We start from the raw sequence: 19,630 nt of genomic DNA on the forward strand, positions 1-19,630 counted from the left end.
AACACTTTATTTAAGGAGAGATTAAACATGAGTTTTGAATTTGATTTTGATAGAGTTACAAAGGAATTGGTTTCCGAATTAACTGATGCTATTGTAGACAATCTTAACGAAGCGATAAAAGGACCTAATTATGCAAATTTACAATCACTTGTAGGTGATCGCGCCGAACTAATTATGCTTTCGTCTATTACATTAGCTGCATCAGCTTCATTGACAAACAAAGTTCTAAAACAATATCACAAAGAACTTACAGCTTATTTAGAGACTCAGAAATAGTCTTACATATTAATTCTTTTATTTGTGGTTGCTGGAGCTTTTGAACATAATGTTCAGGGCTCTCTCCAGCTCCCTGATCTCTTAAGCGAGTAATTATAGTGCAAGCTACTTCTGAAACTTGAGGGACCAAATTCATTGTTTCGAAATTAGCTGGCTCATTCTCAAGCGTGTTTCTAGCCCACTTTAGAAATGCAATTGCTGTTTCTTGTAATTCCTCATTAATAGTTGAATCCATTATCTTTCTCCTCTCTCAATGGAACATCTTCTTGCTACATATCATACCGAGCATTACCTCGACATGATCATATCGTTGAAGCTCACGGAATGATAATCCTGAAAATAGAAAAGGCGAGAATAGGAACGTCCCAGTCATATGCCGTATGTGCGGCTGTGCATTTCATTCGCGCCTTTTTCTATGTTCCTAATGTATCACGGGAAAATAGTCATGTGGGGTTCAACATGATCTCTAAACGAGGTCATGTAGGGTTCTCATTTGGGTCAATAATTCCCTCTCTTAATTACATACTAAGATGGACTATAATGGTATTGTTGTGTTTAATAGAAAAAGAATAGAGGTAGAGATAATGATAATTCTTAACGTTCGTATTAAAAATCACAAAAGTATCGATGATTCAGGAGAGATTAAATTACATAATAAAATGAATGTTTTAGCAGGTAAAAATAATACAGGTAAATCAGCTTTCATTGAAGCGTTGTATAAAGTTCTACAAGGTATGCTAAACTCCCCGGCCTTAGATACTCAATCAACCGAAATTGAATTAGAATTATCCTTGTCAGACGAAGAAGTAAATTATCTAAATGATAATGTACCTCCAGGATTTACAATCCAGTATTCGGAAAAGTTCAGACTTTTTTTAAGATATTTCAATAGTCATAATGTGACAGTTTTTAATAAAGTACAAGGATACTACAACGATCATTTTCAAGATGTTTACATTAACAGTAATTATCATAAAGTTGGAGTAGCTCCAAAATATATGTTCGTGATACCCGATCAAGAAGACAGCGTATTAGTCCCCAATAGTACATTTATTTCTAATTTCATGAACCTTTTAAACAAGAAAATTGTTTATATAACTGGTTCTAGACATGTACCTTCGACTGAGACTTCAACTTTAAACAATTACTTAAAAATTGATGGGACAAATCTTAATGGGTTTCTTTACTCTATGCACAATAATGAAGAAGAAACTTTTGATAAAATTGTGGAAACGTTTAAACAAATATTTACTGACGTTATAACTATTAGGACTCCTATTGATGGAGGTAACCAGACTTTTATAAGTGTATCCTTCGAAGGCTTAGATACGCCAATTCCCTTATCAGATTGCGGAAGTGGCTATACTCACGTTTTATTACTATTGTGTGTACTCTATACAAAAGAAAACAGTATAGTTCTATTTGATGAGCCACAAGTATTCTTACATCCTTCTGCCGAGAAGGCCATCTATGATTTAGTAAGCGATAGCAATGAACACCAGTTTGTATTCACTACGCATTCCCCTATTTTAATTAATTATCCATCTGATAAATATTTAATTCATGTAAGTAAGTTGAATGGGATAAGTTCCTTCACACAGTTAGAACATATTCAAGAAGTGTTGTCTGATATAGGTGTTAGTAATAGTGACTTTGCTTTATCTGATAAAGTAATATTTGTAGAAGGACAAACTGAGGAACTTGTAATTCCGATGATCCTCACTCATTTCGGCTTAAAACAGATTGGTTATAATTACAGAATATTAAATATGAAGGGAACTGGTAATTATTTTAATAAGAATTCTTCTATGCGAGCGTATAAAGGCAAACTTGACTTAATTCTAAGTGGCATATCAGAGAGTCCAATACCTTATAAAATAATTATTGATGCAGATAACAAAACCGACGAAAAACTTCTCACATTAAGAGAAAGCTATGGAGATAGTATAATTATCTTGGGACGACGAGAGTACGAGAACTACTTTTTAGACTGTTATCATGAGCTTTCTGAAATCATTAATCGAAATTCATCAATAGCTGTTGCAGATCCAGATCTAATAAAGAGCAAAATCGACCATTTATTATTATCAATCGATGACAATAAATTATTCCCTAAAAAAGGTTCTACAAATGTATTAAAAGATGTCGTTGGAAGTGAAGTGTTAGAACGCTTATTTGAAAGCTACTCTTTACACTACAATAAAATAGTTCATGGAATGGAACTGACTGAATTAGTGTTAAACAACACTCCAGAAAAATTGGAATTCTTTAAGAGCGAACTGCAAGATTTCATTAAAGGATAACAGTGCAAAAAAGAGAAGCTGACGATTAATCGTCAGCTTCTCTTTTAGAATTCAGCATCATCTTGCTCAAAAAAGCCGATAAGCTTCAAAATATTTGCCACACTCTCCAGTCCCTCATCGATCTTGCGCTTGATTGTACTATCACTGAGAGCGCGCCGGAAGAAGAGTATCGTTTCTTTGCGTGAATACCCTTGAATGTATCTGTAATCAACGGCTTTACGGGCTTCTTCGTCTTTGATTAGCCGCTGCGCCCTTTCCAACTGGTGTGTATAGAAGTCATATCTTTTGTACACCCAGCGCTGTTTCTCTATAAGAATCGTAGCGTTTGCCGTCTTGCCCGCAGCAGATCAGTTTTATTGAAGATTCAAGTTACTTTATAATCACCCTCCCTCTTAATATGATTTCAAAGTTTCTTGTTATCTTTTTATTGATACACCTCCTATTGTTGGAAGCATAATAGACTGAGGGGTTCCCATCAAATATTCACCGAATGTGAGAACATATGCGTCAGCTCGGTCAGGTGACTTTAATCCACGCTTCTTCATGTCCTTCTTACTTTCAAGGAGGATCTTCCCCTTACTGGTCATTGACCATTTTCTTGCGGTCAATTGGGAAGTAAGTACATCGTCATCGGGTAATTGTAAGACCGCAGGGTCATTGTTCATATAATTGCTCATGTGTTCAAAAAGCCCCATAATATACGCCCACATCTTCGAGCCTAAGTTTCCATAATGTTCATCTAAAGATTGCTCAAATTTACTAGGGATTTGAATATCCATTAATCGCCCATAATGTTGAATAACGAAATAGGATGTTATACTTGCTGTACAAAAACTTAATTGCAATAAATTCAGTATTTATTCAACATATCCAAAATACGGAACTAGAACAAACTATCGTAGTACAAATTATAGTTTACATAAGCAGATTCGTAGTATTTAGCATTCAAGTTGATTGGAGGAAAGGGTTCATGAATATAATAATTGAGAAGTTAAAAGATACAGATATTGAAGACTTGTATGAATTCGAAATTGAAAACAGAATTTTTTTCGAGGAAATGGTACCGTCTCGAGGAGATGATTATTACATACCTGAGGTTTTTAAAGTAAGGAATGCATCTCTGCTTGATGAACAAGTCAAAGGACTCTCCTTTTTTTATTTAATAAAAGACGAAAATAACTCGATTCTTGGAAGAATAAATTTAGTTGATATTGATGATTCAGATAAAATAGGATTTCTCGGCTATAGAGTGGGACAAATCCACACTGGAAAAGGTGTTGCTAAAAAAGCATTAAAATTATTACTCAATACAATAGTTGATTTAGATATAAAAGAAGTTAAGGCAAAAACAACCACCAACAATATAGCATCTCAAAAAGTTTTAGAGCAAAACGGATTCGAGCATACAGAAACTAGTGATAAAGAATTTGAAATGAATGGGCAAATGTTAAAATTCATTACTTATACATGGATAAATAAATCATTATTTTAATCACCCATCGGACGCGACTGTTTAAGCTGAAGACCATAAGCCAAATTCCTCGTTCAAGATACTGAGGGGTTAGGCTTTTTTGTCTTTTAATATTCCTTATATTGTGAATTTCGCGTTCTTGATGTTATTCCATTGGGAAACTCATTGAGTATTGCAGATGAATTGGTTCTTACGCGCATTTAGTGAAACAAACTAGGTATATGTAATGGATCTATTAATTACTTACTTGATATAGTATTAACCGTTGACTCGCACACGTTTTTCCGAATTCGCTATACTGCAGTAACTTTTGAGCAATGAAAAGTTTCACTTTTCTCCGCAAAATATTACAGATCTATTGTTCATACCATTCATTCAATCAATTTCAAATTGTTGATACGCTCGATCTTTTGACCCAAAACTAAAACCTCAATATATTTTTCGTTTAACCACTCTAATGCTACTTGCCCTTCTTCTTTCAAGATAACGCCTCGCTGGCTTTTATACTGAAAGTTCTCTTTTGCCCATAACAATAGTATCTTTACATATTCTAACGTCTCAATTTCACATGTACTGTCCTCTTCATCTTCTTCTGCAAAGATATCTTCAAAAGTTGTAAAAGACTGGTCAGATCTTATTAAGTTCACATTCCCTCCACCTTCGTATAACGTTATTTCCCCTTTCAGTAATTCGATTAAGTTTCCGATCTCTTCCTGGATCGTGGCGAAGTCTCCAAATATATCCGATCCCAAAGAATTGCTAATCAGATAACCATTCTTTAACGATGAATCGATGCCTAATTCCACGATAACTTCGTTGAAATCTTCTTTATATTCGATTGTATACCTATATTTAATCATGTTGATATCTCCAATCAGTTGTGTCCAAGTCATTTCTTAAAAAACGCAGAAGAACCAAGGTAACAAAAAAACAGATCAATCATAGTGATATCTAACCATAATCGACCTGTTCGATGTAACAGAGTAACATTAATTAGGGATGCACCCAAAGCCTTTTCCTGTGTACAACTCAATTGATTAAGTCTTTATACAGATCTTATGTTATTGATTGAATGATGGATTCACTCTGCACTGGGTAGTCCCATCAAACTGTAACATGACTAATAACCTATCTATCCTATAAAAACAACAGCATCTTTGCGCTGAAATGCTAGGGGCAATTTATTTTGAAGAATTGTTATTCTTTCGAACATTTTATCCCTTTTTTCCTCAGTTAAGTTTTTTACCGCCCAATCTTTGATTTGAATTAGTTCCTCAATAATTGACGGTACATCTTCCTCCTCTACATCAACACCTGATGAAAAAAGGTCTGTCCATTGTAACCCTAGTGCTTCAATCGCAGGTTGCCAACATTCTTTAAAAAACGATTCTGTAGCAATGGGAACAAAGAAACTCTGTTCAAAATCATTTTGTGGTTCATATATTACAGCACTGATTGACATGCACTTATTCACCTCCAAAAGTAGCACTAAATTTGTAGTCTGGAAACTCTTCTTTTAGTTTATTAATGCTTTTGTTAACAGCTTGCCTCAATTTAGGTGTATCACCGTCTAGTCTAAAAACGAACTCTTTAATACCTTTTATTTCTTGAAGTGCCGGTATTTCCTGCGACCCATGCACAGTTGTTCTTGTCGATGTGGCGTTCTCTAGAGCGAAAATCCGATTTCGCGTTTTGGTAAATATTTGTTTGTCCGCGAATTCTTGTGGTGTTTGTGCAGGTAGTCCTGTTTTAGGATTAACTTTATTAAGACCTTGGGCAGACTTATCTTCATAGAAGACCCCTTTTTTCAAATCAATTTCATCAAATTCACCAAGAGATTCTCCCCTTTTATTAATAATTTCAACCTCTTTTGCACTCTTAATCCCTGAAATATCACCCGTCCCCTTAATATTACTTGCTTTCCTTGCTTCAGCCGCTTCCAAATTCTTTTTAATCTTGGCCACAGCTGGATGAGAAGAAGGTAAGCGAAACGGCCCTTTGCCACCCGGCATACTCCCACGAACCATCTGAAATGCCATGAATAGCTGGCTGAACTTTAGTGAAGTTAGCATCATCTGAGCATACTTATCGGATACAGGTTCGCCTGTCATCGGATGAATGCCCATCTCAAACGCCTTGATCTGCATCGCATAGATATCTTCCCCAGGGGGTTCTACATTCACAGCTTGCATGCGATTGATATCCAGATGCCCCTGATCCCTCTGATAAGCCTGAAGAGCAGCCTGATCCGCAACACCCTCCTTATTGACAGGCATCCACATTAACTTTCCAAACATATTAACTTGTGCCATTCGATAGCCCTTATCATTCGAGCCTGTGTTACTTACCGAATTTCTCATCATCGCTGCCGCACCCGCGGCCCCAATAGCACCGACCAGACTCACCTGCTCAGCATCTGTATTCTCAAAACGCGTAGCAATATCCTTCAATTCCTTGGAGGTCTTCACCATACTCTCCAGCGCTTTATCCAGTATAGGGCGTGACCGTTCAAACTCATAGAAAAATCGCTCCTGCGTTGCCCCCATCCACAATGTCTGAATAAACATGATCTGTCTTGTCAGATTCCCCCGTATACTCTCCATCTGTTGTCTGGCCTGATCCACCTGATTCGACACGTGATGTAGTTGCTCTGGGGTAACTTTAATTGTACTCATACATTTTCACCGCTCATCTGAAATATGATAAGACTATGTTAGCAGAAGTTGTATGGTAACTATATCCGGCTAACCTCCTGATTTCACTTCATGAACCCACTCACAATATGTTATTGTTTCATACTACGGTCCTAACTCACTTCTCAACTCTGTGAAAGATACTGAAATACAATATCAAAACAAAAACCAGCCCATAAGCTGAGCTGGCTTGCTAACTAGCACTTTTTTTTATAGCAAAGTTGAAATTTTCCCTATTTCTCCTCTGAATATATAAATACATAATTACTCTCATCCGACTTCTCTTCTAAAAAAACAAAACCTAACCGAACAAAATTTCTGATATCCTTCACATCTGTAATTTTCCGCTCTGCCATATATCGTACCATCTCACCTCTGGCACCTTGGCCCGGGTTGCCTTTTCAACAAGCTTCCGATCAACCATTTGTCCAAAAACACAAGCGAATTAGTTGATGATAATTAGTGATGACTTGATTCACATTAATTTCTATATTATATATTTTATTATTTTATCATACATAAATCCCAAGGAATCCACTCCGCAAGCCACACTTCATTACCTGCATAATAAAAAGGAATTCCTTCTGCTCTTGCTTTGACCGTATCAATTGTGAGAATTACTAATTCACCTCTGCGACTGCCTGCTAATGCTGCAAAATCTGTACTCTGGGATAAATGTACATATTGTCTACCTACAGGATCTAAGCCGTCCGTCATAATAAAAGGTAAAGCCTGCTGATTCGTCCCATGATATAAAATATCTGGTGGGTTACCAGCATTATATTCTATTTTTTGATAGCTATGTCCATATCTAGCTCTAATTCTGCCGTTATTGATTTCAAAACGCTGCTTATCTGAATTGCGAACGACTCGCTCTATATCAGTGAGCTTGACTCCAGTCCAGCCCGGTAAACTTTGAATGATTTTTAAAAAACTTGCTATAGTGCAAGAACCATCTGTTAGTTCTAAATCAAGCCCTGATTCCTCTGGCTTATGACGTAGCATTTTGGACATGATTTTACTTAGCTTCACATCTTCGGTTTGCTTCTTCATGGAGTTCCCTCCCTATGTAAATTAAATTTATTATTTAGTTACTCAACTTTCGCACCTGGAAAAATGACTTAAACCCTTGAGTGCGTAAGAAGAATTCAGTAAGTTTACTCGCATTGACAAAAAACACCTCACTTGTTTGGTATCATGGAAGTGCGACCAACCATGCCAACAAGAAAGGTGCGTAACTCTATGTTACAACAACATTCTCTGTCTGAACAGTCTCGCTTTTCCAAACTTTTTGTCAATCTTCACATCGGAAAAACCTTGCGACAAGTAGGGATTTCTAAATCATTCGGTCTTTCAAGTCTAGCCATTTTTCAAATCATTTTCTCTTTGGTCTTCGAAGGAAAGAACTGGTTTCGCCTTCTGGAAAGCGACCGCGCAGCAGATCTTCCTGGCAAAGATGTTATTTACCGTTTTTTAAATCAAACTTCTTTTGCTTGGCGGCGCTTTTTGCAAACCCTGAGTCTTCGCATCGTGCGTCATTTTGAATCGCTTATTTCCTCGCAGCGCGTACGCGTATTCATTATCGACGATTCCGTTTTGAGCCGGAACCGGAGCAAAAAAGCAGAGTTGTTGGCACGTGTTTTTGACCATTCCACCGGAAAATTCATTAAAGGCTACACCATGCTAACCTTGGGCTGGTCGGACGGTTTTAGCTTTGCTCCACTTGATTTTGTCATGCTTTCTTCTGCCAAAATCACGAATCGGTTGTGTGAAATGGCTTCGAATCTGTCCAAACGAAGTCATGGCTATAAACGCCGGATGGAGGCCTTTTCTCGCAAGCCGGATGCGGTCGTAGCTTTACTGGAACGCGCTTTACGTGCAGGGTTCACCGCCGACTATGTGCTTAGGATAGCTGGTTTACGCAAGCTCCACTACTTCGTGAGCTTGCCGTCAAAGGGCTTCCAGTGATTGGCATGGTGAAAGAAATGAAACAACGCTATCTAATGCAAGGCAAGCGAATGATGCTACGTGAAGTGTTTAAAAGCCTTCCTGCTTCGAAGGCAAAAGACATTAAAGGCTCCATCATCGTACAAACGGCTTGTGGGCTACCCGTTAAGCTCGTTTTTGTTCGCAACCGGAATAAAAAAAGAGAATGGCTTGCCATTTTAAGTACCGATGTGACGCTAGATGCTGCTGAAATGGTAAGAATTTATGGCATGCGCTGGAGTATAGAGACCTTTTTCAAAGTTACCAAAAGCTATTTGAAATTGGGAACCGAATTTCAAGGGCGTTCCTTTGACGGGCTAATCAGTCATACGACGATTGTATTCAGCAGATATTTGGCAATGGAATACGAACGGCGTCAATCGAGTGATGAACGAACACTAGGTGGACTCTTCTTTCTCTTTGCCGATGAGGTCCGCGATTTGGACTACCAGTCTGCGCTTCAACAGCTCATGAGTTTATTTCTCGAAATGTCTCAAGCAAAAACAAAAGAGAACAAAACAGCTGTTTTTGTCAACTACAGGAATGGATCTCCGGTTTACCTAGCTATATCAAGGGTTTGTTTGGAGATTTGAGCTGCGAAAGTTGAGTTAGTTATTTATATTATATAATATTTTTTGTAAGAACGACGATATCGTTATGAATTGCATCTTTTGCCAGAGATAAAAAAAGCCGCCGATTGGCGACTTTTGAGTGAAGTTGGAGAGCAGTTCTCCTTCTATAGTACAATAAGACGAAATTGACTATTTCTCCTCTAAATATATAAACACATAATTACTCTCATCCGACTTTTCTTCTGAGAAAACAAACTCTAACCGATCAAATCCCTTAATATCCTTCACATCTGTAATCTTACGCTCTGCCATATACCGTACCATCTCACCCCTAGCCATTTTAGCTCGGGTTGCCTTTTCCACAAGCTTCCCATCAACCATTTGTCCAAATACACAAGTGATAAAACGTGTCTCCTCATTCAGAAAAGGAGTGATGTTTTTGCTATACTCTTTGGAAGCCAGATTCAGAATACAGTTGCTGTCCGCTTGAAGCTGATCTGCCAATTTGCTGCCCCAGAATTGATAGAGCGATTTGAAACCTGGGCCTTGTAGCTTGCCCTGCATCTCCAATCGATAAGGTGTAACCCCATCTAAAGGCCGCAACATGCCATAAAAACCGGATAATATGCGTAAATGCTGCTGAAGATACTCTAATTCCTCATTTTGAAAAACACCCGGAGCCATATACTGATACTGAATACCCTCATAGGCATAGATGGCTGGTGTAAGATTTGCCTTTATATTCATATTCCGAATCCGCTCCACGTTCTGTTCGGCGATTGCATCGTTACACTTCCACAACGTTTTGAGCTCGTCATAGGATAACTTTTGAAGCAGACTTAATAGCTGTTCTGACTCATTAATAAAATGCGGCATCTGCGCGATAGCCATAAGATCGGTATCGATCTTCATCTTTTTCGCGGGTGATATGATAATTCTCATCATGCTGATCCATCCTTAATCTACCGTTGTTATTGTCGTTATTCATTGTACAGGATTGGCTAGGTGAATCCAATGTCAAGGCTTAACTAAATCCCTAATCGTGCCTTTGAAAGACTCAAAAATGAACAAGTCAGCCCACAATTGGACCGGCTTGTTCATTAGAATTCAACACATTCAATTGGTGAGAAAGCAAGGCGTGCATTTCAAACCGCTATTAGGGAGATACGCTACCCGCGCCGCTATTTTGCTCTGTTTTTGTAGTCGGCAATTGAATCATTGGCGTATTTGACCCACTCACATATGGAAGGGCTCCATCCCATTTCTTGATGGTTTCATATTCAACGAGTTGACTCGATAAGGATTGTTGAAGCTCTTTATTTGCTTTAGCTTGACCTTCTGCTTCAATCAATAGTTTGTCTGCATTACCTTGCGCTTCCACGCGCTTACGATCTGCTTCTTTTTTGGCGATCTCAAGTTCAGTCGTTTTACGTTCCAGTTCTTGAGAAGCTTCGACACGCTTATCGATTGCTTCCTGAGTCTTAGCGTCAGGTTGAGGAACACCTACGGTAACGTTGGATACAATGAAGCCTAGCTCTTTAACATCGTCAGAAAAACGTTGTTGCACGTCTACTCCTGCTTCGGATGACTTTTCACCATAAACATCAATGACTGTAAACTTGGAAATCCCCTTACGAGCTGCGTCACGGAAACGTGTTTTGAGATATGTATCCTCAATTTCTTGAATGCTAATTGGCCCAAATGTATTAAAGATAGAAGATACTTTACTTGGTTCTACTTGGTAGTTGTAGGCAAAATCGATTGTGATGTTTTTCCCGTCAGAAGTAGCAATCTGAATATCTCTGTATTCAACCGTTTGAATTCGGATCGGATATTTCGTCACTTTATCAAACGCTCCAACGAGTTTCCACCCTTGACTCAGTGTGCTATCTTTTACGCCTCCATTTGGTGAATAAACGACCCCAACATATCCATTAGGAATTCGTGTTAAAAAGAAAGTCACCAATAACACGCCCACAATAATAACTAATGCAACCGCAATTGCCCCTACTCTAAACGTCTTTGAATTTTTCATCTACATTCTCCTCTTGTTTGAATTTATTGTATTTCTTCAAAATTCTATTACCTATTTTATTGAATAGCGGGAACATTAATGACCATAGAATAAATGCTAGGATAAAAATTAAAATGATTCCCCCAATAAATGGCATATTCGTCCTCCCCTCTATGGATGTAACCGAGTACAAATTTATAAATGGTAACTAATTATATCCTCCTTTATATATACTTTGTAAATTCGTATTAGGTTTCAGTTGATATCCAGTATTTGAACTACTATTAGGTTAAGTAGTGAAGAAAATGGTGAGTGAGGGACGTCCAGTACACGGTTATTCCTATTAAGAAAGTGATCATCCATTCATCTGGTAATTATGGATCAGGAGTAAGTTGTACCCATTGCTCTTCTCTGTAGGTGTATACAAATGATATAATATGACACTTTTTTATACGTATGTATTTGAAAAAAAGGCTTATTCATATTTCTATAGAATATACAAATCTAAATCAAACTCTGCGTTCAAGTCATAGGCTATACCGATTGCCTTTTGCTCGATAGTAATCGCAGGGGTCTCATTATCCATAATCCTGATCGAGAAGCTAAACAAAAAATTCAAATTATGCTTCGTTCTCAAGGTTTTCAACTTTTCAATATGTGGCTCCAAAAGAATGAGTATGTGGTTCAATTGCTGATTGATATCAAAAGATTCCTGATAGTCCGTCTCCAAGAACCAACAGGTTTCCTTTCGATACAAATCTCTATCATCAATCTTTTCTCCTTTTATATAGGTTCCTGATGGTTCGATTCCAATCTGTTCTGTGATTAACTTTGTTTCGAAATGATCTCCTGTAATGATAAATTCAGCCATGATATTCGTTTTTTCCATTAAGATCTCCCAACTTATTCATATTCATATAACAGAAACCACTTGATATTATTCAATTATTAAATTTTCAATTGATAGTAAAGTAATAATAATGAGTATCTTCTAACACAAATATGGTTTATCTCGTAAGATGATTTCTCCCGATAAACAATTCAATTTCATCCGAAAGTTTTTTGGTCTGTTCACCCATATATTTCTGTGCTTCTTTATATATATTCAGATCATCACCGATTCTTGCTAAAATGGTTGTTGTTAATACTTGCCTACTGTATAGGTCTCCTTCTTTTGCGACTTTCTCAAAAAACACAAAATATCTATCAACTGCACTGTTGAGTTGAGCTTGATCTAATTGCTTAATTATCTCTCCATTGACGTTATCACCGAAAAAAACATGCGCTAATTCTGTGTCATAATCTAAAATGTGTTCTTGATACGCTGCTTCAAATTCAGGAAACATGTCTAAAAACACTTTCGTTATTGCACTTTTACACATAACACACCTTATCCTTCCATTTCTTTATCCATTTCCATCTTTCGCTTATAGAATATTTCTAAATCTTTCTTGTTTCTCTCCATAATTCCTTGTTCGTGCTCATCATCTATTACAATTTCCTTATACCCCCATATTAATGAAAGGTCATTTTCATCGCTTGGAGCACTATGGCTAAAACTCCACATCTTAGGAATCGTATGATCCAGTATTTCAAACCATTCATAGGGATACCACACTGGATCAATATTCAAATCAGGCTCTTCATGATCGGGTTTAATTAAATAATAGAGGTAGTTATCCCACACAGCCATTGAATATACGACATATTCCTTATCTATCACAAGTGAAAGTGATGTGTAGTCTTTAGGATATCCTGCTCTCTCTGCAAGAGTACTGCCTTCTTTATTGATACATTTTATTATCATAATTTGAACACCTTACTTATCTTAAAATTTATGATTAGCGACTTGGAAAGGACCACATTTTGTCCCTTAACATATTCCCCATGTAGTAAGAATTATATATTCTTTCTATTCCTCACCTATACTTTGCAACATTAATTTATTTTCCTCTTTAATGTTATTAATCAAATTCGAAAAACTAATTTCCATTTCTAAATGATCGCCAAGCGCATGTGGAACTGAAATACTTATTCCAATAGAATCTGGAGTAATATAGCTAAATGTTCCTGATTCATTTAATTGATCCACTTCATCTGAGTGTTTAAGATAATTTAGTAAATCTTCATTATTATATCCGCTCAAGATTTCTTCATTGACTCCATGATCAAACAAATCTAAATTTCCATCATAACTTTTGTATTTCCCCTCCTTAAACTCTTTTACGAAAGATTCGTTAATCTCAATTAAATCCATTAATTTAACTCTTGTTCTTTTATTCAGATCAATATTCGATGTGTAAAAAACATTCAAAGGATAGGCTGCTCCTTCAGTAAATCCTGAACCGTAGTATTTAATACTTATTAATTCGTTACTTTTTAGCATAATTCGATAATTGATATCTAGGTTATCTTTCTCTTGTGGATATAGATTAATTATTCTCTTAGCTTCTTCTCGAATCAATACATTAATATTCTCTACATATTTATTATTAGGAAAATCAACTATCTTTGGATACACTATATTAATATTATTATTGGAATATTTATCACTTTCAACATGGTACATTGTTTCACTACTCAAATCATTACTACTTTTTTCTTTATCAGGGTCCACCTCAGCATTCGTGCTACAAGAAATTAATAATATAAGTGCTATTATAAGAATCATCCATTGTTTCATCCTTTCTCATCCCCAGTTCAAGTAATATTAATCTTTACAATATTAGTTGATAACAACATGAAATATGAATGCTTTGTAAGCATCTGTTGAAGAAAGAAAATAATAGTGTATAGCATCTAGGTGATCTTCCCTTACATAAAACGTTGAATTATATTGGAGAAATTGAACTAAAGAATTGAAAATCTCTTTAGTAGTCACTCTATTGAGTTCTCTTAGTTGAATCCTCAAATTATATTGTTCTTCTTTAAAAAACAAAGAGAAACTCTCAACGTTTTCTTGGCGTTCCATAAAATCCATTGTTTCGGACCATATCCCTATTTCATACTGACAATCTAATTTCTTTGAGAGTTCAAGTAATGTACTTTTATCCATGTTTTCTAAACTTCCTTTTTATCATTTTGTGTAGTCGTATACCTTCTTTCAGCAACAGGTTAATCTTCAGATATGTATCGGTTGAACAATAGACCTAAATTAAATGAATAGGAAGTCCCCAAATATCCAAGTAAAAAGTAATATCCGATTTAATGTTGACTGTTCTCCAGTCCGATTTATCTATTAAGAAGATTTCTTCCCCTACACCAGGTAATTCAACGGAGATATACATATTTCTACCCTCCTCAAACTTCTTAGTTATTGAGCCAGACAGAGGATCTCTTGTTAGTTCTTTATTAATTGAAACGATGTGTAGATACTTACCTTGATTTAGAAATTGGTAGCTTATTGCATCTCCTTCTTTTAAATTTGTGCATGACTGACTTTCGAACTGTTCTGTTTGAGTACTCTCTGTAGACTTTTGAGGGTTATTGACGGTAACTAAGCACACATTACCTTTTAGTTCAACAGATTTTACATGCCTGCTAGTTTCTACGGGAACCGGATCTTTCATTATAACAAACACCAGAATGATTGCTGTAATCAATAATAAACCTATAAATAATCCTTTTCTCAAATATGACACTCCTTAACTAATTATGTATTCCCACTTAAATCCTCCAACTTCCATAATTCCTATATTCTAACACAAGCGATCCAGCCTGTAGAATCTGTTCAATCTGTTCCTCCGATAAATTTCATTGTTATTCTTCTAAAATGGTTCTATGTATCCACTCATAACCGACCCTGGTCCTTACCGAACAGAAATCCTCACTTTGTCGCATGGGTCCTTATATCTAAATCACTATATCCACTCGTCAATCTTCTATTACCTGAAGTTAGGTCGTTATTCTCATTATCTCAATACTCCATTTTGCTATGATTATTATTACTTTGACCGTAAATCTATTCCACCAATACCATATCAGGTCATATTATTTTCAGATAACAACTAGGTGGGTTGATGATCTTATTTAATTTTATTCTTAGAGAGAAAGGGTGTCTCATCCTATGTTTATTGTTCAACTACTGCTCGCTATCGCACTTCTGGGCAGCTCAGGCAGCTCAAATTATGCCACTTCTACACAACTAGAAATCAACCAAATTCAGCCTATGGATGCTTCTCCTGAACAAATCATGGAAACGGGTTTAGAACCTTTCCGGTCCGAACGCAATTATAATGGATGGGAACCAGAACTCGATCAATTCGAGCAGGCCGCCAGCAACCTTCAGAAAAAGCTATTTGAAAGTGTTGTGTCACCGATACTATCAAAACCTGGAGAGACAGGAATATTTGATTATGGCGGGAATCTGAAATTACTAAAGTCTGTGCCTCTGAATACACGTTTTGAACGTGGCCCACTAACCATTCATATTGTTCATGCCCAATTATTAGAGGCCAGTGACATTCCTGAGGATTCACAGAAAAACATTTCCATTCTAAATCGAGAAGATATCGGTTCCAAGATCACTTATATTAATATTCTCTACACTGTTGAAAATACTACGGATCAGAATATCGGTTTTTACGGTTTAAACTCCGTTCATCCAAACACGGGAAAGCCGATCTCCGCAGATCACAATTTTATGAGAAAATCATATGTCTATAATCAGTATGATGGCGTAGTTATTGATAATACGAATTACGGTTTGGTATATACCGATGACCCAAATGAGCTGGAATCCATTGAACTTGTGTTCAATAAAATCTATGACTACGACACTGGAAAAACCATTGTAGAGCCCACTTCGTTGAACATTCCTTTTAACTTTTAAGAGTAGTGTCCACCCACGTTTCAGCCCATTTTTCAAACAAGTAATATTCAGCAGTTTCCCTCAAATAAACAAACCCCGGCGATGCTTCTGCATTCAGCAGCGCACAGCCGGGGGTAATTTAATATTTACAATTATTTTTCTTAATTCCTCTACCTAATTTAACGTGTAAAATCATGCTGCCCAATGGTCAGCAGCGTCGGCCTGCTCTTACTCCACACCGACGTGGCAATCTTCGGATTGTAATAATAGAGCGCTCCGTTCGTCGGATCAGCGCCATTCAATGCCTTACGAGCAGCCCTGTAAGAAGTCTGGGTTGGCTTGGTATTAAACTGCCCATCATCTATAGCCGTGAACTGCCCTTTCTGGAAAATGACCTTCGAAATAGACGACGGGAATTCACTCGAATGTACCCGATTCAACACAACCGCTCCTACAGCGACTTGCCCTTCAAAAGATTCTCCGCGCGCTTCACCATGGATCAGCTTCGCCAACTGGCGTAACGTCTCGCCTTCGGCTTTGGCCTTTTTATTCAGCCTGTTCAGTGTCGCCGGACCTGCAACTCCATCTGCACTTAGTCCCTGCGCCTGCTGGAACTCTCGTACAGCACCTTTGGTAATCGAACCATAATATCCAGTCATTCCGGCGTCAAAGTACCCCAGATCGCTTAATTGCTCCTGCAATTGCAGTACATGCTCGCTACGAACGCCCTGTTCCAGCTTCTGTGCTCCCGCAGAAGGAGCTGCCACGGTCAATCCCAGCGTCAACGCACAGGCACCGAGAAGCATGCTGACCCGCCCTGCTCTTTTGCCAGCCGTGTCCCCCTTTCCATGAGTGACTTTCCGACTGACAGTGATAGGTTCCATGGTGTCAGCAAACGTTAATAGATCCAGCCCCTCATTTGTGCTATCAACTGTAGTCCGTTCATTACTGTTCATATGGCTAACCACGTTCATCTCTTTCATCTCACTCACGCTATCTAATTCACTTATCCTATTCTTTTCATCCATTTCATTCGTTTGATCCATTCCAATATTATTCTTCATCATTCCATTAACCTCCACTTTTCTGAATCCAGATCCCACATCTTCCTCCTGAATCCTCACGGTTGGACATCCCGAGTGTCATTATAGGATATAGAAAAAGTGAAGTCTATCGGACCGATGACGCAGTGAAAAAAAGACGCTGAACATAGCAAAAAGAGGCATGAGCCCATGGTCACACCATGGTCATGCCCCTTCTTGTATCAACCATATACCGCTTGTCCACCCCGCCATTTTCGTAGGCTGGCAGACCCGTACAAAAGTTGCGCCTGAATTTATTGACAATTACTCGGCCAGTTCCTGACCCTTCGTTTCCCGGCCCCAGAACAGTACAGCCGCTGCACCAATGAGGATTGTCACGAAGAAAATCGTGAAAATCAGGCTGATCGCCACTTCGCGCTGAACCAACATACCGACCATTAATGGAGCAAGTACGCCACCGATCCGGCCAACCGATGTAGCTAGACCCACACCTGTCGAACGAACGGAAGTCGGATACAATTCCGGGCTGTAGGCGTACAGACCACCCCAGGCTCCCAGATTGAAGAAGGAAAGACAGATTCCTGCGGTCAGGATTGTCGCTTCCGTTGTTGCCAGTCCAAACGCAATCGCACTGAATGCAGTCAATGTGAGGTACACAACAAGTACGAACTTGCGACCGTAACGTTCAATGAAGTACGCCGCGGTGAAGTAACCTGGCAACTGTGCGATCGTCATGATCAGCACGTATTGGAAGCTTTTGACCATTGTAAATCCTTTCGCCATCACAACCGAAGGCAACCACAGGAACATACCATAATAGGAGAAAATGACGGTAAACCACAAAATCCAGAGCATCAACGTTGTACGGCGATGTGGTGCTGACCAGACGGTAGCCACTTTCTCGCGGAACGTGATCTTATGAAGTTTGGTGTGATTCTTGTACCGCGGCGGGTCCTGAATGGCACGACGCAGATACAGTGCATAGAACGCCGGAAGTGCACCAATGGCAAAAGCAATTCTCCATCCGTACTCCGGGATAACAAAGTTCGCAATGAGTGCTGATACAATCCAGCCCCCTGCCCAGAAACTTTCCAATAATACAACGGCACGTCCACGTTCCGCTGTAGGCATCGACTCCGATACCAGTGTGGATGCCACGGGCAACTCGCCGCCAAGTCCAATACCAGCAACCAGACGCAGTGCACACAATACGGCAAATCCGGTCGCAAGTGCAGACAGACCACTTGCAATCGTAAAGATTAGCAAGGTCCACATCAGAATGGCCTTTCGTCCAAAACGGTCCGCAAGTGCACCTGCAAGCAAAGCACCGAGCGCCATACCAATCGAGTTAATACTCGTAAGCACACCGACTTGTCCGGGACTGAGACTCCATTCCTTGGCGAGTGCAGCCACGATAAAGGAGATCATACCAACTTCCATCGCATCAAACAGCCAGCTCATGCCGGCACTGAACAGCAGCTTGCGCTGCTTGGGATTCCGCAATACTTCCAGTTTGCTCATCACTTATAGCTCCCTTGATCTCTATGTAGTCATTCTGACACTAAATCATTATTATGCAGAATGCTCCAGAAATCAATGCAAAATAAGCTTTTCCTTCCGATTTCTGCGATACCTTACCCCTTGAGTGAACCCGCTGTCAGACCTGCAACAAAGTAACGCTGGAGCAGAAGGAACAACGCAATCATCGGAATGGCCGTTACCAGCACACCCGTAAGCATCATCGGATAGTTCGTCACGTATTCCCCGCGGAACTGCATAAGCGCGAGAGGTAAAGTGAGCTTGGACTTACTGCTGAGCATCAGCATCGGAATAAGCAAGTCATTCCAGACCATGACGAGCAGGAACGTAGCCGTTGCCGCCAGCGAAGGTGCAGCCAGTGGCAGTGCAATCCGCGTATAGAGCCTCCACTCGCTGGCCCCATCCATACTGCCCGCTTCCAGAATCTCCGAATTGAGCATGCGCATGAAGCCTGTCAACATAAATACAGAGACAGGCATCAGCATCGCAGCGGATACGACAATCAATCCCGTGAGACTGTCCGACCACCCGAGCGTACGCGTGAGGGAATAGATCGGCAGCATACTCACTTGGGATGGAACGATCAGACCGGCTACGAACAGAGCAAACACGATTTCACCTACACTACCGCCCCAGCGGACAATGGCGTAAGCAATCATGCTGCTCAGCAATAACTCAATGGCAACCGTGCCGAGCGTCACGACCAGACTGTTCCCGAAATATTGCCACATCGGCTGATTGCGAAACATGCCCGTGATGTTATCCCACGTAAACGGGTCCGGCCAGCTGAATGGACTGGTGAAGAAGTTGCTGCTTGTTTTGAACGAGGATACAAATACAAAGTACAGCGGCACCAGAATCAGCAGCGCGTACACCAATAAGATCAGGCGATTGAACCATTTTAAAAACATGTGAACTCCCTT

General features: G+C 39.0%; 22 protein-coding genes and 1 pseudogene. 5 read left to right on the plus strand and 18 right to left on the minus strand.

Annotation, left to right across the window (positions count from 1 at the left end):
* Positions 1–27: 27 nt before the first annotated feature.
* Positions 28–276 (plus strand): hypothetical protein, encoded by a 249-nt coding sequence (locus tag MHI06_RS19420; RefSeq protein ID WP_340398798.1) that lies wholly within the window; start codon positions 28–30, stop codon positions 274–276.
* On the opposite strand, the gene MHI06_RS19425 is transcribed toward MHI06_RS19420, so the two are convergent.
* Positions 248–511, minus strand: coding sequence for a hypothetical protein (locus MHI06_RS19425; protein ID WP_340398799.1), 264 nt, complete (start codon positions 509–511; stop codon positions 248–250). The two genes, MHI06_RS19420 and MHI06_RS19425, sit on opposite strands and share 29 nt — an antisense overlap.
* A 349-nt stretch (positions 512–860) precedes the next feature.
* Here MHI06_RS19425 and MHI06_RS19430 point away from each other — a divergent pair, with 349 nt between their 5' ends.
* On the plus strand, positions 861–2,579 hold the full coding sequence (locus MHI06_RS19430; protein ID WP_340398800.1) for an AAA family ATPase: 1,719 nt from the start codon (positions 861–863) through the stop codon (positions 2,577–2,579).
* A 44-nt stretch (positions 2,580–2,623) separates the two neighbouring features.
* Here the strand turns inward: MHI06_RS19430 and MHI06_RS19435 are convergent, their stop codons facing one another.
* Together MHI06_RS19435 and MHI06_RS19440 are read right to left on the minus strand one after the other, a co-directional pair.
* Positions 2,624–2,872: a hypothetical protein gene (locus MHI06_RS19435; RefSeq protein WP_340398801.1), complete on the minus strand. Its 249-nt coding sequence runs from the start codon at positions 2,870–2,872 to the stop codon at positions 2,624–2,626.
* Between the two features lie 123 nt (positions 2,873–2,995).
* On the minus strand, positions 2,996–3,358 hold the full coding sequence (locus MHI06_RS19440; protein ID WP_340398802.1) for a hypothetical protein: 363 nt from the start codon (positions 3,356–3,358) through the stop codon (positions 2,996–2,998).
* A 191-nt stretch (positions 3,359–3,549) separates the two neighbouring features.
* Between MHI06_RS19440 and MHI06_RS19445 the strand changes: the two genes are divergently transcribed.
* On the plus strand, positions 3,550–4,071 hold the full coding sequence (locus MHI06_RS19445) for a GNAT family protein (RefSeq protein ID WP_340398803.1): 522 nt from the start codon (positions 3,550–3,552) through the stop codon (positions 4,069–4,071).
* 350 nt (positions 4,072–4,421) lie between these two features.
* Here MHI06_RS19445 and MHI06_RS19450 read toward each other — a convergent pair whose 3' ends face one another.
* The 4 genes from MHI06_RS19450 to MHI06_RS19465 all read right to left on the minus strand — a co-directional run bounded on the left by MHI06_RS19450 (position 4,422) and on the right by MHI06_RS19465 (position 7,796).
* Positions 4,422–4,910 (minus strand): hypothetical protein, encoded by a 489-nt coding sequence (locus tag MHI06_RS19450; RefSeq protein ID WP_340398804.1) that lies wholly within the window; start codon positions 4,908–4,910, stop codon positions 4,422–4,424.
* A gap of 272 nt (positions 4,911–5,182) precedes the next feature.
* Positions 5,183–5,512, minus strand: coding sequence for a hypothetical protein (locus MHI06_RS19455; protein ID WP_340398805.1), 330 nt, complete (start codon positions 5,510–5,512; stop codon positions 5,183–5,185).
* Between the two features lie 4 nt (positions 5,513–5,516).
* Positions 5,517–6,725, minus strand: a complete 1,209-nt coding sequence (locus tag MHI06_RS19460; protein WP_340398806.1) for a WXG100 family type VII secretion target — start codon at positions 6,723–6,725, stop codon at positions 5,517–5,519.
* A 522-nt stretch (positions 6,726–7,247) separates the two neighbouring features.
* On the minus strand, positions 7,248–7,796 hold the full coding sequence (locus MHI06_RS19465; RefSeq protein WP_076333294.1) for an RNA 2'-phosphotransferase: 549 nt from the start codon (positions 7,794–7,796) through the stop codon (positions 7,248–7,250).
* 189 nt (positions 7,797–7,985) lie between these two features.
* Between MHI06_RS19465 and MHI06_RS19470 the strand changes: the two are divergent.
* A pseudogene (locus tag MHI06_RS19470) lies at positions 7,986–9,336 on the plus strand (transposase).
* Between the two features lie 154 nt (positions 9,337–9,490).
* Here MHI06_RS19470 and yaaA read toward each other — a convergent pair.
* The 8 genes from yaaA to MHI06_RS19510 form a co-directional block, all read right to left on the minus strand.
* Positions 9,491–10,246 carry a peroxide stress protein YaaA gene (gene yaaA, locus MHI06_RS19475; protein ID WP_340398807.1) on the minus strand — a complete coding sequence of 252 codons (756 nt, stop codon included), beginning with the start codon at positions 10,244–10,246 and terminating at the stop codon, positions 9,491–9,493.
* Between the two features lie 211 nt (positions 10,247–10,457).
* Positions 10,458–11,336, minus strand: coding sequence for a prohibitin family protein (locus tag MHI06_RS19480; RefSeq protein WP_084174706.1), 879 nt, complete (start codon positions 11,334–11,336; stop codon positions 10,458–10,460).
* 466 nt (positions 11,337–11,802) lie between these two features.
* The gene (locus MHI06_RS19485) at positions 11,803–12,204 is read right to left on the minus strand and encodes a DUF4279 domain-containing protein (RefSeq protein ID WP_340398808.1); all 402 of its coding nucleotides are present in this window, start codon (positions 12,202–12,204) and stop codon (positions 11,803–11,805) included.
* Positions 12,205–12,322: 118 nt separating this feature from the next.
* Positions 12,323–12,697, minus strand: coding sequence for a hypothetical protein (locus MHI06_RS19490; RefSeq protein WP_340398809.1), 375 nt, complete (start codon positions 12,695–12,697; stop codon positions 12,323–12,325).
* Positions 12,698–12,705: 8 nt separating this feature from the next.
* The gene (locus tag MHI06_RS19495; RefSeq protein WP_340398810.1) at positions 12,706–13,122 is read right to left on the minus strand and encodes a hypothetical protein; all 417 of its coding nucleotides are present in this window, start codon (positions 13,120–13,122) and stop codon (positions 12,706–12,708) included.
* A 105-nt stretch (positions 13,123–13,227) separates the two neighbouring features.
* Positions 13,228–13,998: a hypothetical protein gene (locus tag MHI06_RS19500; protein WP_340398811.1), complete on the minus strand. Its 771-nt coding sequence runs from the start codon at positions 13,996–13,998 to the stop codon at positions 13,228–13,230.
* A 42-nt stretch (positions 13,999–14,040) separates the two neighbouring features.
* Complete coding sequence (locus tag MHI06_RS19505; RefSeq protein WP_340398812.1) at positions 14,041–14,370, minus strand: hypothetical protein; 330 nt, start codon at positions 14,368–14,370, stop codon at positions 14,041–14,043.
* 94 nt (positions 14,371–14,464) lie between these two features.
* Entirely contained in the window at positions 14,465–14,947 is a 483-nt protein-coding gene (locus MHI06_RS19510; protein ID WP_340398813.1) for a hypothetical protein, read from the minus strand.
* Between the two features lie 434 nt (positions 14,948–15,381).
* On the opposite strand from MHI06_RS19510, the gene MHI06_RS19515 reads away from it, so the two are divergent.
* Complete coding sequence (locus MHI06_RS19515; RefSeq protein WP_340398814.1) at positions 15,382–16,146, plus strand: hypothetical protein; 765 nt, start codon at positions 15,382–15,384, stop codon at positions 16,144–16,146.
* 158 nt (positions 16,147–16,304) lie between these two features.
* On the opposite strand, the gene MHI06_RS19520 is transcribed toward MHI06_RS19515, so the two are convergent.
* The 3 genes from MHI06_RS19520 to MHI06_RS19530 all read right to left on the minus strand — a co-directional run bounded on the left by MHI06_RS19520 (position 16,305) and on the right by MHI06_RS19530 (position 19,618).
* Positions 16,305–17,192, minus strand: coding sequence for a cell wall hydrolase (locus MHI06_RS19520; protein WP_340398815.1), 888 nt, complete (start codon positions 17,190–17,192; stop codon positions 16,305–16,307).
* 279 nt (positions 17,193–17,471) lie between these two features.
* Entirely contained in the window at positions 17,472–18,689 is a 1,218-nt protein-coding gene (locus tag MHI06_RS19525; RefSeq protein WP_017687489.1) for an MFS transporter, read from the minus strand.
* Between the two features lie 113 nt (positions 18,690–18,802).
* The gene (locus MHI06_RS19530; RefSeq protein WP_340398816.1) at positions 18,803–19,618 is read right to left on the minus strand and encodes a carbohydrate ABC transporter permease; all 816 of its coding nucleotides are present in this window, start codon (positions 19,616–19,618) and stop codon (positions 18,803–18,805) included.
* Positions 19,619–19,630: the final 12 nt, after the last annotated feature.

It is taken from the genome of Paenibacillus sp. FSL H8-0079, assembly GCF_037991315.1.
Taxonomy (GTDB): domain Bacteria; phylum Bacillota; class Bacilli; order Paenibacillales; family Paenibacillaceae; genus Paenibacillus.